Source organism: Bacillus sp. 1735sda2 (assembly GCF_024159245.1).
GTDB lineage: Bacteria > Bacillota > Bacilli > Bacillales > Bacillaceae > Bacillus > Bacillus pumilus_O.
On the sequence record NZ_JAMYWZ010000001.1, the window covers coordinates 3,976,305 to 3,992,147 of the forward strand.

A 15,843-nucleotide genomic window follows, 5' to 3' on the forward strand; every position below is an offset into this window, starting at 1 on the left:
CATGAAACAAGTGACATTGTGATTGAAAAAGGAGGAAGCAGTATGAGTTCATTTAAATTAGGAGATAAAATGCCCAATTTTTCACTCCCAACCATTCAGGGCGAACATATTGATTTTCACAAACATTTAGAGGAGCATCAAAGCTGGCACCTGATTGTCTTCTTTAGAGGCTCATGGTGCCCAGTATGTGTAGAAGAATTAAAAGAGCTCGAACAGCAGCAATCATACTTTCAAGACAAGGATATCCACTTAATGGCGATTTCAACAGATCATTCTGATGACTTGAAGGAATTTGCCGATAAAGAAGGACTATCCTTCCCCATCATGTCTGACAAGGAGCTCACTTCATTAAAAGCATATGAAGTCCACTATCACGGGGAAGATGCTCCTTATGATGATCACGGAGTGCACGGAGAACCAGCCTATTTCTTACTAAACGAAAAGGGCCAAGTCCTCTATCAGCAAAGGCAAACAAGTCCGTTTGGCAGACCGCATGCCAACGAATTGCGCAAAATCATTCAGTACATCCGCAAAAACTTAAAAGGTCAATATAAAAGCGTGAAATAAGAAAGAAGCCCTCGTCATGAGGGCTTCTCAGATTGTTGACAAAGGGCTAAAATGATCTTTATTTTAGCCCTTTGTCTTCTTTTCAGCGTGGTCTGAAAACCTTTGCAGTCTAGGAAGGACGAGCAGTGGCGCGGAGCGAATTTGACATTCGTGAGCACCAACGCGCAGGACTGACAAAGAATGCGAGGGTTTGTCTACACGCTGTGAAGCCCTCGTCATGAGTGCTTCTTTTATGAACGTCTCTTATTGTATAGCCAATCTGAGGTGAAAAATACAAGGAGACCCGCCATGAGAATCACAAAGGTGACTGGCGGTTTATCATCCTGGAAATAAGAGTACAGCGCATGTCCTCCTAATGCGAGAAGATAAAAGATAAATGCTGACACAGCTGCTTTACGCGCATTCGCTTGTTCTCTTTTCGTACTTTTTTTGAAAAACATTGTCACGATTCCCCTTTATCCTGCTTTCTTCATCGTCACCCGGCGAAGTGCCCGCGAACGAATATATTCCATTGGACCGATTCTCCAAACCTTTAGACAAAACGCTGATATGGTAATTTGCAGAAGAGAAATCAACAGCCATACCAATACGATAAGAGGAGCGTTGATTTGTCCGCCAAGACCCAATCCCCAGCTATAAAAAAGAACCGAGCAGATGACATTTTGCAGGATGTAACAACTAAGCGCCATTTTCCCTACATATTCAAGCCAATTCCACATGAACCATGACTCTGTGTGAGCCAGGAGCTTCGCAATAACAGCAATATAGAAAAGAGAAAGGAATGGCGAAAACGCATAGCGCACCACGAATTCCACTAGTTCGTTCGGAACGAAGACAAGTGCATTCAGCGGCAACCCCACCCACAGACCGACTCGGAATAGTCTTTTCCGTAGAGACTGCCCGCGTTCATTTGCAGAAAATACACCGGCTCTCATCATCCGCACACCTAATAAAAACAAAAATGTGTTCATTGGAATGATAAAGATCGCTTCCCCCCGGTACATGAAAAAGTGTTGCAATCGTTCTTGAACCTGCGAGATCCATGTCTCTGGCATCTGCTCTTCCAGCGCGGGTTCACTCCCTTGATCATACGATGCTGTTTCCATTTCAGAGAGGGCGAACACCATCAGACTGGACAGAACAAGCAGATGAATGACTCCAGAGAAGATCATGCCTCTTTTGATACGCTTGCTCCCTCCTCGTAAAATAAATGCCACAAGCAAACCGGTGACAGCATAACTCATGAGCACATCATATTCCATCACAAGTGCAAAATGGACAAAGCCTTCGATAAATAAAAATAAAAGAATCCATAAATATGTACCCGGCCAAAGCGTATTTTTTCTTTTGGCCTGCTGGTATTTGAGCTCTAGTCCTACACCGAACATGATGGTGAGCAGCGAGAGCATTTTCCCATAGACGAACATGGAAACAAGGCTTTCTAAAAAACTGCCATTCTCATATTCATCTGCAATCTGATCTGTCGCAAAGGTATCCCCTGCATACGCAAAAAACCAGACGTTCGTCCCCAATGTGCCTAATATGGCGAAACCTCTTAAAATATCTAATAATCTTATTCTTTCTTTCACTAGAACGCCCCTTTCCCCTATACAGTTATCATATTTTGGTAATGATCGGAAGCCTGTTCTACAGAAATTAAGAAATATTTAAACAAAAAAACACCAGTAAAATGTGCAATTTTACTGGTGTTTGATCAGTCTATGATTATGGACGGTACACGCTGCGGACAACATTCGTTTGAGAACGATCTGGTCCGACTGAGAAAATGGAAAGTGGAATACCTGTTAATTGTGAAATGCGCTCTAAATAATGACGGGCATTTTCAGGCAGTTCGCTTAAATTCTTCACGCCTGTAATATCCTCTGTCCATCCTGGCATTTCTTCGTAGACAGGCTCACATTTCGCTAGTTCATTTAGACTTGCTGGGAATTCTTCTGTGATTTCTCCGTTCAATTTATAAGCGACACAGATTTTCAATGTTTCAATCCCTGTCAGTACATCAATTGAGTTAAGAGATAGATCTGTAATCCCGCTCACACGACGAGCATGGCGGACAACAACACTGTCAAACCAGCCAACACGGCGCGGGCGTCCAGTTGTTGTACCGTATTCACGGCCAACCTCACGGATTTGATCACCAATTTCATCATGGAGTTCTGTCGGGAATGGGCCATCTCCAACACGTGTTGTGTACGCTTTTGACACGCCGACCACATGTTGAATCTTCGTTGGTCCTACACCAGAACCAATCGTCACTCCCCCAGCCACTGGGTTAGATGACGTAACAAATGGATATGTCCCTTGATCGATATCAAGCATAACACCTTGTGCACCTTCAAATAGCACGCGGCGGCCTTCATCTAGTGCGTCATTCAAGACAACAGATGTATCTACGACATATTTTTTCACTTGCTGGCCATATTCATAATACTCATCTAAAATATCTTCAATCTTGAAGCCTTCTGCTTCGTACATTTTCTCTAAAAGACGATTTTTCTCTTCTAGATTACGAGCAAGCTTCTCTTCAAATACTTCACGATCTAATAGATCTGCGACACGGATACCGATACGAGCTGCTTTGTCCATATAAGCTGGTCCGATTCCTTTTTTCGTCGTACCGATCTTGTTAGCCCCTTTCCGCTCTTCTTCTACCTCGTCCAATTTTAAATGGTAAGGTAAAATCACATGGGCTCTATTGCTGATTCTGAGGTTATTTGTACTCACATTCCGTTCGTGAAGATACGCAAGCTCAGTGACCAACGCTTTAGGATCAACTACCATTCCATTACCGATGACACAAGTTTTCTCTTTATAAAAAATACCGGACGGAATGAGGTGTAGCTTGTAAGTCACTCCATCAAATTTGATCGTGTGACCTGCATTGTTTCCCCCTTGATAACGGGCAATCACCTCTGCATTTTCTGAAAGGAAATCGGTAATTTTCCCTTTCCCTTCGTCACCCCACTGCGTACCTACTACGACTACTGAAGACATATCGTGCACCTCCGTTAACCTTTCAAAACGTTATCTCTTTCAAACACATTTATTTTATCAATGCAAACCGAAAAAGTCAACGTGAAAGCCGAACATTAATATCTCGAAATCAAATTTTGTTCGTTTTAAATATGAGAAAAAGCGCTTTACTCACTTCTTCAGCGCTTAAAAAGGGAGATTTTGAGTAAAACCAATGTTTTTGATAGTTCTTACTTTCTATTGATTTTCAATTAAATGAATCATCGAATTTGCCATAAATTCTGGTGAATACGGTCTACCTGTCCTCAGCCACCATTCAGCCGTTCCAATGTAAGCAGAAATAACGAATTGCTTCTGCATGTCGATAGGAACGAGTTGCGGATCAGGCTTTGAGCCTGCAACCCCCTCTTTTCCCAAAGAAAAACTTTCTTCAAAAAAAGCCCGAACCGTTTCATGAATATTAAGCTCTCGCCCTCGTTTCAAGAGAATTTGATACTCCTTTTCATGCTCTTGCAAATGCTGATAAAATCGAAAAATATATACATATGCCGGATGCTCTTTTTCTAAATCATCTTCTTGTACAGGCGCAAAAATGGCGCACTTCATCACATCAAACATCTCATCCATCACCTGCTGGGCAAGATCAAATTTATCCTCATAATGCTGATAAAAGGTTGTGCGGTGGATGCCTGCCACTTTCGTCAAATCCTGTACAGAAATCTTCCCCCATTCTTTCTCGCTTAATAATTGAAATAATGCTTTTCTTAATTGCTGCTTTGATTCCGTTGCGCGCTTATCCCCTCTGTAGCAATCCGCCACAAGCCGCTCTCCCCTTCCTACTTTCTTCAACAGATTTCGCTTTTCTGTTGGTTGAATCCTCCAGGCTGATGAATTAACTTTAATCTAACACAACGAAAAAAAGGAAGCATCTGACAAACTATAAGGAGTGATGATCATGGAAACAACGTCCCCAAGTGCCGTGCAAAAAACGTTATTAAGAGGAAAAAACAAGCAGGACCCGTATCACCCATTTGATTGGTATGCCAACATGCGCAAGACATCACCTGTTCATTTTGACGAAGCCAGCCGAACGTGGAGTGTATTCACCTACGAGGAAGCAAGGCGCGTGACAATCGATAAAGATACCTTTTCGAGTCAGCCTCCTAAAAACCAGCGGAAGCATTCACTGATGAAAACAATGGTGATGATGGACCCTCCCAATCACACTCGCATCCGCTCCATTGTCAGCAAAGCCTTTACCCCTCGAGTCATGAAATTGTGGGAGCCTCGTATTCATGAATTAATGGATGAACTGATGGCACAACTTGAAGGAAAAAAAGAGATTGACCTAGTGCAAGACATTTCCTATCCGCTTCCTGTCATTGTCATTGCAGAGCTTTTAGGTGTGCCCTCAGAGCATAAACAATCTTTTAAAGAATGGTCAGATATTCTCGTCAGCATGCCTAAAAGTGAAAGTGAGAAGGATGTAGCTGAATGGCAGAAAACACGTGACAAAGGGGAAGCTGACATGATGGCATTTTTTGCAGACACCATTGAAAAGAAACATCACAACCTTGGTGATGATTTAATTTCCCTCATCATTCAAGCGGAGGAGAATGGAGACAAACTGTCAGCAGATGAACTCATTCCATTTTGTAATCTTCTTCTTTTAGCCGGCAACGAAACAACCACCAACTTGATCTCCAATATGATGTTCAGCTTGTTAGAACAGCCTGGTGCGTATGAAGCGCTCGCCCAATCTCCTGAACTCATCCCACGTGCGGTGGAAGAGGCTGTCCGTTTTCGTGCACCAGCTCCTGCGATTGTTCGTTATGTCACAAAAGATACAGAACTTGGAGAGAAAGTGTTGAAAAGGGGCGACAATGTGATTGTGTTTCTTGCTTCCGCCAACCGAGATGAGCGTCAATTTTCAAACGCACATGAATACGATATACACCGCCATCCTAATCCTCATATTGGTTTCGGGCACGGTATCCATTTCTGCCTTGGCGCACCACTAGCACGTCTTGAAGCATGTACAGCTATAAAGATTTTCATAGAACGATATGAGGCGCTAGAGCTCCTTTCTTATGTTCCGATGACAAGCAGCAGCATGTATGGACTGAAAGAGCTGAAACTGCGTGTCACACCTCGTTCATAACAGAAAAGACTCCCGGGCATGGGAGTCTTTTTAAACAGGGGTGATGCCATCTGTGTTCATGAGCACAATGCGATACCCATCTGGATCTTCAATGGTTGCTCCACCCCGTTCCCAATATGGATTTGTAGAGGTGACTTGCCGTCCGCCAAATGAGAGCAACCTCTCTTTCATTTGCTGAAATTCCTCAGCATCCGGAATATAGAACACAAGAAGCTGTTCTGGATGCGGGGCGGGCAAACTTTCTTCTTCTTCATGCTTTGTGATTTCTAAATGAACATGCTGATGAGGGAGCCCCAGCATGACACCATCATATCCTTCATGCTGATCAAACGAGCCTATTCGTTTGAGCCCTAAGCCTTCTTCATAAAAGGACACAACCTCTTCCATGTTGACGGTTGGGCGTGCGATGCGTAATTGAGCGGCTTCGAACTGTTGAAATTTCATCAGTCATCACTCCTTTTCTTCTTTTAGTATACGATTTCTCAATCTTTCTCTCCTCCTCATTTCGATCGTTTTTCAATCATTCTTTCGATGTAGATCCATTAAAAAAAGCCCAGCTTCTTGAGCTGGGCTTTAAGCACCGGGCGGAACACCCGCATCGTCAAACCTTCTTTCCAGGTTGACGAATTTGTTATATTCTTTGACGAACGCCAGTGATACTGTACCCACTGGGCCGTTACGCTGTTTGGCAATGATGATTTCAATAATGTTCTTATTCTCTGATTCTTTATCGTAGTAATCATCACGATAAAGGAATGCCACGATATCGGCATCCTGCTCGATACTTCCTGATTCACGAATATCAGACATCATCGGACGTTTGTCCTGACGCTGCTCTACTCCACGTGAAAGCTGAGACAAAGCAATAACTGGAACTTCAAGCTCCCTTGCCAGCGATTTTAATGCCCGAGAGATTTCAGAAACCTCTTGCTGACGGTTATCGCTTGATCGTCCGCTCCCTTGAATAAGCTGTAAGTAGTCAATCAAGATCATTCCAAGACCGTTTTCTTGCTTCAAGCGGCGGCATTTTGAGCGAATTTCACTTACTCTGATTCCTGGTGTATCATCAATGAAAATCCCACTATTAGATAGCGAGCCCATTGCCATTGTCAGCTTGCCCCAGTCCTCTTCTGTCAGATTACCGGTTCTTAGGTTTTGTGCATTGATATTCCCCTCAGCACATAGCATACGCATAACTAGCTGCTCAGATCCCATCTCTAAACTAAAGATGGCGACACTTTCGTCCGTTTTGGTCGCAACATTCTGTGCGATGTTCAATGCGAAAGCCGTTTTCCCTACTGATGGACGAGCTGCTACAATAATTAAGTCATTTCGCTGGAATCCAGCTGTCATCCGATCAAGCTCGGAGAAACCTGTTGGAATCCCTGTGATATCGCCTTTTCGGTTATGAAGCTGTTCAATATTATCATATGTCTGAACAAGCACGTCCTTAATGTTTTGGAAAGCTCCTGAGTTTTTACGCTGCGCCACTTCCATAATGGTCTTTTCAGCATCACTCAACAGATCCTCTACTTCATCCTCACGCGTGTATCCATCCTGTGCAATGGTTGTCGCCGTGCGGATCAGACGTCTTAAAATGGATTTCTCTTCTACAATTTTTGCATAGTATTCTATGTTTGCGGCAGTTGGGACAGAGTTCGCAATATCGGTTAAATACGAAATCCCGCCTACCTCTTCTAGTAAATCTGTATTGGCCAGTTCAGATGTCACCGTAACAAGATCGACCGGTTCCCCTCTATCACCAAGTACAAGCATCGCATTATAAATCTTTTGATGCGACATTCTATAGAAATCCTCTGGAATTAATACCTCAGAAGCGAGCGTGAGCGCAGATGGTTCTAAAAAAACAGCACCTAATACGGCCTGCTCGGCTTCTATATTTTGCGGCGGCAGCCGGTCATCGAGAAGTTCCGTCATGCCAAGCACCGTCCTTTCATAAAAAAATACGCTACTCATCATTTTAACATTTTCACCAATAAAAAAGTGAAAAACATCGTCTATAGTCAAAATTACCATGAGGAGGTTTCGTTGAACAGCCAACCAACGCATCTCAATAGAAAAGACTCTGTAACATCAATTGTTATAGAGTCCTTCATTGTCGCTAATGGGATTTGTATCTGTTGACGTTCACCTTTTGTTCTCTACCGTTTTCTTCACTCCATAATTTTCTTTTTGCCCAATGTCATGTAACGACCCGTTTTGATAACCAATAGATAACACCAAATCGGGAATAGAATCAAACCCGTTTTTGGCTAGATCAAATAGCTGTGCTCCGTAATGTGAAGCGGCAATTCGTGCATGTTCTGCTGTGTATGGGTTTTTCAGGAGATCTTCTTTGTATATATCAAAAATATTGACCCCTTTATCCGTTACAAATTGACCGTTTACAATATTTAAGTCTTTTAAATTGTAGCCTGTCACCGTTTTGATTTGATTCACAAGGTGGAATTTAGCAAGAGAATCAGGCGTGAATTGAGTCGAATCATCATTTCTACTTTTCATAATATGGAAAAATAATTCTCTTGTATTGTTGCTTGTATTTAATAGGTCTTCTATTTGTTTAGTCAGCGATTCATCTGTTGAACCACCCACCACTAATTTGAAATGATTTGGGTCGATGGTAAAAGTGAAATTCATGTTTTTAGGAATGGTTATACCATTTTTAGAGAACAAATCTTGTAATTGTTCGTTGACCTTTTGTCGGTTGAATAATTTCTTTTCTACACTTTCTTGGGTAGGATCGTACCGTTTTTCGTTACGGAAGATGGCGTCATTAAAATTATAATACCCCCCTCTCCCGTGGTTAGCCCAACCAATTTCCATAGAGTAAGCAGCTTCTCTTTCTGGTTTGGTTAAATCATTTCTATAATAAGGGGAATGTGGATTTCGATACTTATCAAATATATGACCATGAGGGTCTTGGAATCGTTTATTTTGTTCATTAATTTTTTCGTATTTTTCATCTAATATTTTCATTCGTCTATCAGCTTCGGTCATCACCTCATTTGTACTTTTAATAGCTGATTGACCTTTATAGTCTATTCGGTTCTGATTGTTTGAAGCACCTGCTGTGTACGACGTATTAATATTCATTTTGATTCTCCTTTTTAAAAAAATTTGTGATTATTAAATATATCGGCAATTAAGTTAAAATTTGTTAGTTTTGATCCGATATAGTAATTATTACAAGGAGGGTTAAAATATGACAAATACTATCTTCAAACGTTTTTTATTACCTGCGTTATTATTAATGCTTGTTACTAGTTTTTTTGCATCTAATTCAGCAGAAGCAGCGATCACGGGGAATAACAGTCCTAACACAGCAAGCTCAATGGGATATTGGAAATATAGTCGTCCAGATACGACAATCTTACCTGAAGGTGAAAATGAAGCGTATTATCAATTTACGATCAATAAAGGTGAAAGAGTTTATGTCAGAAGTTCGTATAATAAGCAATATACTGGGATGAAAATCGAGGTGTATAACTCGAAATATACTGATGTAAAAACAGAAGTGATTAATCCAGATTCGGTAACGCCCTTTATTTTTGCAAATACTGGTGACGTTACTTCTACTTCAGAAACTTATTTTGTGAAAGTGACCCGTGGTACATATACAGGAAATATGTATTTTACTGTCTCCATTCAAGATCGCATCAAATCTGGAAATGGAACATTCAATTTTACGGGAGCCGCCACCAACATGGGGAATACTTCTTTGAATTTTTTAGGAGTTGATTCTTCTGTCATTTCAATGGATTTAACGAAGAACTCTTCTATCCCTAAAAATGCAATCGTTAAATCCATTTCAACAACTAGTACCCAATCGCCTAACCAAGGAAATGTCACTCACAAGCTGATGGCTGATGCAAACAAGATTTGGAACGAATCCATTGTTTCATCTGCAACAAGTGGTTCTTACCGTATTTCTCTGGAAAATCAATTAAAAGTCGCTCAAAAATGGAGCTTTAAGTACAATGCAAAGGCTACAGCAAGATCTACTATGAGCAATGTCAAAGCCGATATCCGTTACGAATATGATGTCACAGATGGATTCTAATTTAATGGTGTTTCCAGACATGTACACCAATTGACCAAAAAGTAAGGGTACAGCCCTTACTTTTTTAATTGTATAATTTTCCACTCTAAAAAAGCTACGCATAATATTGAATAAGTTTTGAGATATGGGATCACCAACTTTTCTCAAAATTCTCCTCTTTTTCTCCAAAAATACAATTAGGTCTATAGACTTATTTTTCCTTAAAATCTTTTCAAGAAGAAAAACCTATATATATTCCTGTATCAAACAGAAGAAAATGGTAAAAAATCCGAGGCAGTCAAGGTCTTTTGACATTTCTCCTATTTTTAAATGACAAGGTCCGATATTCCCTTTTTCAAATCATTTGTTAGTAATTTAGCCCTTTATTTTCTGAATATTATGGTAAAAAAATCAAATACACAACATTATGAACATTTGACTTCATAATTGATAACCATTATCATTTGTTTTGCTTGCGGATAGTTGAGAATCATTTTCATTTGAAGAAACCATTCTTTAATTTCTACACTCATCAATATCCGTAAGCCTACTTTTATCATCGAATGAGAGTCGAATTTGAGGAAGGAGACTTGTCACTTATGTCCAAAAGCCCCGAAGGAATGGGTACTGAGGATTCATTTTTCGGAGAAAGCCGTCCTTTTTTTATACCTGGGACGGAGCAACTGGATATCACAGCACACCCATACAGACTTTTTATATTTAAACCGAATACTACTCCTCCAGCGGCTGGTTTTCCAGTCATGTACGTGCTTGATGGGAATTCAATTTTTGGCACAATGTTCGAAGCCATTCGTTTACAGTCAAGAAAACCCGAAAAAACAGGTGTTGTACCTGCCATCATTGTTGGAATTGGCTATCAGACAGACGCGCCCTATCATCCGCTCAGGCATTATGATCTCACTCTAACCGGCCCTGACGCTTCCATTGGTGGCAAAAGAAAGGATTTCTCCACCCATACATATGGCGGCGCATCTGCGTTCTTTTCTTTTTTAGAAAAGGTTGTAAAGCCTTATATCGAGCAGCGCTTTCCGATCAACCAGAGTCGTCAAACACTGTTTGGGCACTCTCTTGGCGGTCTTTTTGTATTACACACACTATTTGAGCACCCTGATGCTTATCAGACATATATTGCAGGCAGTCCTTCTATCCACTGGAACAAAAAATTATTTTTAGAAAAAGAACACCAATTCATCAATCATATACGTCAGGTGCCTATCGATGTCAGGCTGCTTGTAGGTGTAGGTGAGTTAGAAAAACATCATCCATGTCAAATGAATGATCATGCACATGCACTAGCAAATCGTATGCTGCCTTTATCCTCATATGGCTTGCATACAGCCTATCACGAGTTCCCTAAAGAAGGACATACGTCCGTTTTACCGGTGCTGATGAATGACGCTTTTCGTTTTGCACTCTATCATGATGATCCTTTCACACCCACAGACATGAAGGAAAGGCAGTGAACACATGAAAAACAGTGGTCTATCTCAAAAAATAGCCCTGGTCACAGGCGCAGGACAAGGTATTGGACAAGCAGTCGCAAAAAGACTAACCGAGGAAGGTGCGATTATTGCAGCAGTTGACGCAAATGAAGATCAGCTGCAAAGCACCGTCAGGCAAATGAATGATGAAGGCATACGTGCCTTTGCCTATCCAGGTGACATCACCGATCAAACTTCTGTTCAGCACATTGTTGATCAAATTGAAAAGCAGCTTGGACCCATTTATTTACTGGTCAATGTAGCAGGCATTCTTCGAATGGGTTCTATCGACCAGCTTAGTGCAGACGACTGGCAACAAACTTTCGCAGTTAACACACACGGTGTCTTTTACGTATCTCAAGCTGTCTCCAAATACATGATGAAAAGATCAGAAGGGGTCATTGTGACTGTCAGCTCTAACGCAGGTGCCATTCCTAGAATGAATATGGCTGCCTATGCCGCTTCAAAAGCAGCAGCTACTTCCTTTACAAAAACGCTTGGATTAGAGCTGGCAGCCTACGGGATCAGGTGCAACGTCGTCTCTCCCGGCTCTACCGCAACACCTATGCAATGGGCTTTATGGGCTGATGAACAAGGAGAAGATCAGGTGATTAAAGGCTCATTAGAGACGTATAAAACCGGTATTCCTTTACAAAAAATCGCTAATCCTCAAAACATCGCTGATGCAGTCATTTTCTTTGCATCTGAGCAATCCAATCATATTACGATGCAGAATCTCACAATTGATGGCGGCGCAACACTCGGAATCTAGCATTTCATTCAAAAGGAGGCCTTTTCATGAAACATTCATTATTGTCGTCAGAAGAAAAAGTACAGTTGCTTCAAGACTATCAGCCAGGTGCTTTTTTCCTTGCTTCCCCTAAACGCACGATACTTGCAGAAGGGATTTTCCAGCATATTGAAACCAATCAGCTAAATGAACTATCCACAAGGGTAGCGCATGTATTTGACGATGCCAAACAAGCTGGAATTCAAACACCGATTGTGGCTGGTGCTGTCCCATTTGATCCGGCGCAGCCCGTTCGTTTAAATGTACCAGTCCATGTACAGTTTAGTGATCCACTCGAATTTCAACAAGGTGATGAGGAGTCAGAAGCGGTATCGCCATCCTATGAGGTGACACCTGTCCCTGCTCCAGATGTCTACATGGAAGGTGTGAACGAAGGATTAGCTAAAATTGAGAACGGAGAGCTTAGCAAAATCGTACTCTCTCGATCTCTCCATCTCAAAGCAAATCGAGATATTCATACGAAAACAATACTCGAACGACTGGCTCGTCATAATACGACTGGCTATACGTTTGCTGCAAATATAGCTGACCCGAAGGCTTCCCAAAAGCGCATACTTCTTGGGGCAAGCCCTGAGCTGCTTCTTTCAAAAACTGGTTCATCTGTGATTTCCAATCCACTCGCTGGTTCTCGGCCGCGCAGTTCAGATCCAGTAGAAGACCAGCGTCGTCATGATGAACTCCTTACTTCAGCGAAGGATTTACACGAGCACGCAGTGGTTGTCGAAGCTGTCACTAAAGCGCTTACTCCTTATTGTCATACATTAGATGTGCCAGCATCACCATCCGTCATACAAACAGAAACGATGTGGCATTTGTCTACTGTGGTCAAAGGTGAATTAACAGATTCTAGTGTGTCCTCTATTGATTTAGCGATTAGCCTTCATCCTACACCTGCAGTATGCGGAACACCTACAGCAGATGCACGTGAAGCCATTCGTGCGATTGAACCCTTCGATCGAGGATTTTTTACAGGAATGATCGGCTGGGCAGATAATAATGGTGATGGTGATTGGATTGTCACCATTCGTTGTGCAGAAGCTGAGGGTCACTCCCTTCGCCTCTTTGCTGGTGCAGGAGTGGTCAAAGGATCAAAAGCAGAGGATGAGCTAGCCGAAACATCTGCAAAATTTAACACGATGCTTCGTGCGATGGGCATCCATCAGCTATAAAAATACATAGGAGATGACAAAAACATGTTTGTTCAACCACCTACATGGCCAAAAGAATTTGCAAAACGCTACCGTGAAAACGGCTGTTGGCGTGGGGAAACCTTTGGCGGTATGCTTCGTGAACGCGCCGCATCATTAGGAAATAAAACAGCGATTACATACGCTGATACGCACATGAGCTACCAAGAACTTAATGAGCGCGTCAGCAGTCTTGCCGCCGGTTTTCATCAGCTTGGAATTCAAAAAGGAAGTCGAGTTGTCGTGCAGCTTCCGAACATTCCTGCTTTTTTTGAGGTCATTTTCGCTTTATTTCGTATCGGTGCTTTACCCGTCTTCTCTCTGCCGTCTCATAGAAGCAGTGAAATCACTTATTTTATTGAGTTTGCCGAAGCAGACGCATATGTCATACCAGATATCGATGGCGGCTTTGATTATCGAACGCTCGCACGTCAAGTGAAAGAAAAGCTTCCCTCATTACCTCATGTCATTGTTGCAGGGGAAGCTGAGGAATTCCTTGGCTTAGATGATTTGCGCAAGGACCCAGCACTTGATCCCCAAATTCATGTAGAGGCAAGCGATATTGCATTTCTTCAGTTATCTGGAGGCAGCACAGGCCTTTCTAAGCTTATTCCTCGCACGCATGATGACTATATTTATAGTCTTTGGAAAAGCAATGAGGTGTGCGAGCTCACACAAGAAAGTGTGTATCTAGCTGTACTTCCAGTTGCGCACAACTATCCATTAAGCTCGCCTGGAGTCCTTGGGACGTTATACGCAGGCGGAAGAGTCGTTCTTGCACCTGGATCAAGCCCTGATGTCGTCTTTCCACTCATTGAAAAAGAACGGGCGACCATTACCGCTGTCGTCCCACCTATCGCATTGATTTGGCTAGAAGCCGCTCCTCATCGATCAGATGACTTATCGAGTCTTGAAGTCTTACAAGTCGGTGGTGCTAAATTCAGTGCTGAGGCAGCAAAACGAGTGATGCCTGCCCTTGGATGTAAGTTACAGCAAGTTTTTGGCATGGCAGAAGGTCTGGTCAACTATACCAGATTAGGTGATCCTGAACATGTCATTATTCATACACAAGGACGCCCGATGTCTGAATATGATGAGGTACTAGTGGTTGATGATGAGGACAAGCCCGTCCCGCATGAAGTGGCTGGACATCTTTTAACAAGAGGACCTTACACGATTCGCGGCTACTATAAAGCCGATGAACAAAATAAAAAAGCATTTACACCCGATGGCTTTTATAGAACAGGTGACATCGTACGATTAACCAAAGAAGGAAATGTTGTTGTAGAAGGTAGAGACAAGGATCAAATCAACCGTGGCGGTGAAAAGGTTGCTGCTGAAGAAGTTGAAAACCATTTACTTGCGCATGCTGACATTCATGATGCCGCCATGGTATCCATGCCGGATCCATTTCTTGGCGAACGCTCATGTGCCTTTGTTATCGCGAAAGGAAACAACAAACCAGCACCGCATGTCTTAAAATCATTTCTAAGAGAACGAGGGCTCGCAGCCTATAAAATTCCTGACCGCATTGAATGGATCGATGCGTTCCCACAAACAGGTGTAGGCAAAGTCAGTAAAAAAGCATTAAGAGAATTAGCTGCAATCCATACTGCCAACGTATAAAAAAAAGAGGAGTGAAAACCATGGCAATCCCTACTATTCCTGCATATCCAATGCCAAGCACACATGATTTACCTGAAAATAAAGTGAACTGGATACCGGATCCGAAACGTGCTGTTCTGCTGATACATGACATGCAGCAATATTTTTTAAATGCTTTTCAACAAGATACATCACCGATCACAGAGTTAGTTCAGCATATTGAACAATTACGTGACACATGCAATGAACTTGGCATTCCAGTCGTTTATACAGCTCAGCCTGGTGACCAAGACCCGAAGGATCGTGCCCTATTAACAGATTTTTGGGGACCTGGACTTGGTGATGATGAAGCATTGACAAAAATCATTGATCAGCTTGCTCCATCTGAGGCAGATACAATGCTGACAAAATGGCGTTATAGCGCATTCAAAAAATCTAATTTTTTGGATATTCTTCAAGAGGGCGGGCGTGATCAATTGATCATTACTGGCGTATATGCACATATTGGCTGTATGTTGACAGCCGCAGAAGCATTCATGCTCGATATTGAAACCTTCTTTGTCGCAGATGCCGTCGCTGACTTTTCATTGAAACATCACAAAATGGCCATGACCTATGCAGCTGAACGCTGTGCGGTCACCACAACAACAAATCAACTCATTCGTCGTTTATCAGGATTGGAAGCAGAAAGTGATGATCTATCCTTTGAAGCCATTCTTCAGCAAGTAGCTGAGCATCTTCAAATTCAGCCGAATGAAATACCGCTTGACGAGAATCTCGTCTACCTTGGACTTGATTCTATTAGAATGATGAGCCTAGCGGAAAAGTGGAGACAGCAAGGAGCGACAGTCAATTTCGTTGAGCTTGCAGCAAATCCAACGCTCGCTCATTGGCGGACTCTTCTTTTCCCAGAAAAACAGCCATCTATTCCAAATATCGATTACTTGTAAAGGAGG

15 protein-coding genes are annotated in these 15,843 nt (G+C 42.2%); 8 read left to right on the forward strand and 7 right to left on the reverse strand.

The window, feature by feature from the left end; all coding sequences use genetic code 11:
* Positions 1 to 42: 42 nt before the first annotated feature.
* The gene (locus NKR21_RS20755; RefSeq protein WP_144457338.1) at positions 43 to 567 is read left to right on the forward strand and encodes a peroxiredoxin family protein; all 525 of its coding nucleotides are present in this window, start codon (positions 43 to 45) and stop codon (positions 565 to 567) included.
* 230 nt (positions 568 to 797) lie between these two features.
* Here NKR21_RS20755 and NKR21_RS20760 read toward each other — a convergent pair whose 3' ends face one another.
* The 4 genes from NKR21_RS20760 to NKR21_RS20775 form a co-directional block, all read right to left on the reverse strand.
* On the reverse strand, positions 798 to 1,007 hold the full coding sequence (locus NKR21_RS20760) for a hypothetical protein (protein ID WP_012011882.1): 210 nt from the start codon (positions 1,005 to 1,007) through the stop codon (positions 798 to 800).
* Positions 1,008 to 1,022: 15 nt separating this feature from the next.
* Positions 1,023 to 2,156, reverse strand: a complete 1,134-nt coding sequence (locus tag NKR21_RS20765) for a DUF418 domain-containing protein (RefSeq protein WP_144457340.1) — start codon at positions 2,154 to 2,156, stop codon at positions 1,023 to 1,025.
* A gap of 136 nt (positions 2,157 to 2,292) precedes the next feature.
* Positions 2,293 to 3,582 (reverse strand): adenylosuccinate synthase, encoded by a 1,290-nt coding sequence (locus tag NKR21_RS20770; protein WP_144457342.1) that lies wholly within the window; start codon positions 3,580 to 3,582, stop codon positions 2,293 to 2,295.
* Positions 3,583 to 3,798: 216 nt separating this feature from the next.
* The gene (locus NKR21_RS20775; RefSeq protein WP_012011885.1) at positions 3,799 to 4,410 is read right to left on the reverse strand and encodes a TetR/AcrR family transcriptional regulator; all 612 of its coding nucleotides are present in this window, start codon (positions 4,408 to 4,410) and stop codon (positions 3,799 to 3,801) included.
* Between the two features lie 106 nt (positions 4,411 to 4,516).
* Between NKR21_RS20775 and NKR21_RS20780 the strand changes: the two genes are divergently transcribed.
* Positions 4,517 to 5,722 (forward strand): cytochrome P450, encoded by a 1,206-nt coding sequence (locus NKR21_RS20780; RefSeq protein ID WP_144457344.1) that lies wholly within the window; start codon positions 4,517 to 4,519, stop codon positions 5,720 to 5,722.
* A 30-nt stretch (positions 5,723 to 5,752) separates the two neighbouring features.
* Here NKR21_RS20780 and NKR21_RS20785 read toward each other — a convergent pair whose 3' ends face one another.
* The 3 genes from NKR21_RS20785 to NKR21_RS20795 all read right to left on the reverse strand — a co-directional run bounded on the left by NKR21_RS20785 (position 5,753) and on the right by NKR21_RS20795 (position 8,836).
* Positions 5,753 to 6,166: a VOC family protein gene (locus NKR21_RS20785; RefSeq protein WP_012011887.1), complete on the reverse strand. Its 414-nt coding sequence runs from the start codon at positions 6,164 to 6,166 to the stop codon at positions 5,753 to 5,755.
* A gap of 129 nt (positions 6,167 to 6,295) precedes the next feature.
* Positions 6,296 to 7,660: a replicative DNA helicase gene (dnaB, locus tag NKR21_RS20790; RefSeq protein ID WP_012011888.1), complete on the reverse strand. Its 1,365-nt coding sequence runs from the start codon at positions 7,658 to 7,660 to the stop codon at positions 6,296 to 6,298.
* 210 nt (positions 7,661 to 7,870) lie between these two features.
* Positions 7,871 to 8,836: a DUF4885 family protein gene (locus NKR21_RS20795; RefSeq protein ID WP_144457346.1), complete on the reverse strand. Its 966-nt coding sequence runs from the start codon at positions 8,834 to 8,836 to the stop codon at positions 7,871 to 7,873.
* A gap of 109 nt (positions 8,837 to 8,945) precedes the next feature.
* Between NKR21_RS20795 and NKR21_RS20800 the strand changes: the two genes are divergently transcribed.
* The 6 genes from NKR21_RS20800 (at position 8,946) to NKR21_RS20825 (ending at position 15,837) form a co-directional block, all read left to right on the forward strand.
* Complete coding sequence (locus NKR21_RS20800) at positions 8,946 to 9,803, forward strand: hypothetical protein (RefSeq protein ID WP_012011890.1); 858 nt, start codon at positions 8,946 to 8,948, stop codon at positions 9,801 to 9,803.
* A gap of 578 nt (positions 9,804 to 10,381) precedes the next feature.
* Positions 10,382 to 11,266 (forward strand): alpha/beta hydrolase, encoded by an 885-nt coding sequence (locus tag NKR21_RS20805; RefSeq protein ID WP_144457348.1) that lies wholly within the window; start codon positions 10,382 to 10,384, stop codon positions 11,264 to 11,266.
* Positions 11,267 to 11,270: 4 nt separating this feature from the next.
* Positions 11,271 to 12,056, forward strand: coding sequence for a 2,3-dihydro-2,3-dihydroxybenzoate dehydrogenase (locus NKR21_RS20810; protein WP_119125651.1), 786 nt, complete (start codon positions 11,271 to 11,273; stop codon positions 12,054 to 12,056).
* A 26-nt stretch (positions 12,057 to 12,082) separates the two neighbouring features.
* On the forward strand, positions 12,083 to 13,264 hold the full coding sequence (gene dhbC, locus NKR21_RS20815) for an isochorismate synthase DhbC (protein ID WP_119125652.1): 1,182 nt from the start codon (positions 12,083 to 12,085) through the stop codon (positions 13,262 to 13,264).
* Between the two features lie 24 nt (positions 13,265 to 13,288).
* Positions 13,289 to 14,908, forward strand: a complete 1,620-nt coding sequence (locus tag NKR21_RS20820; RefSeq protein WP_119125653.1) for a (2,3-dihydroxybenzoyl)adenylate synthase — start codon at positions 13,289 to 13,291, stop codon at positions 14,906 to 14,908.
* 20 nt (positions 14,909 to 14,928) lie between these two features.
* Complete coding sequence (locus tag NKR21_RS20825; protein WP_119125654.1) at positions 14,929 to 15,837, forward strand: isochorismatase family protein; 909 nt, start codon at positions 14,929 to 14,931, stop codon at positions 15,835 to 15,837.
* Positions 15,838 to 15,843: the final 6 nt, after the last annotated feature.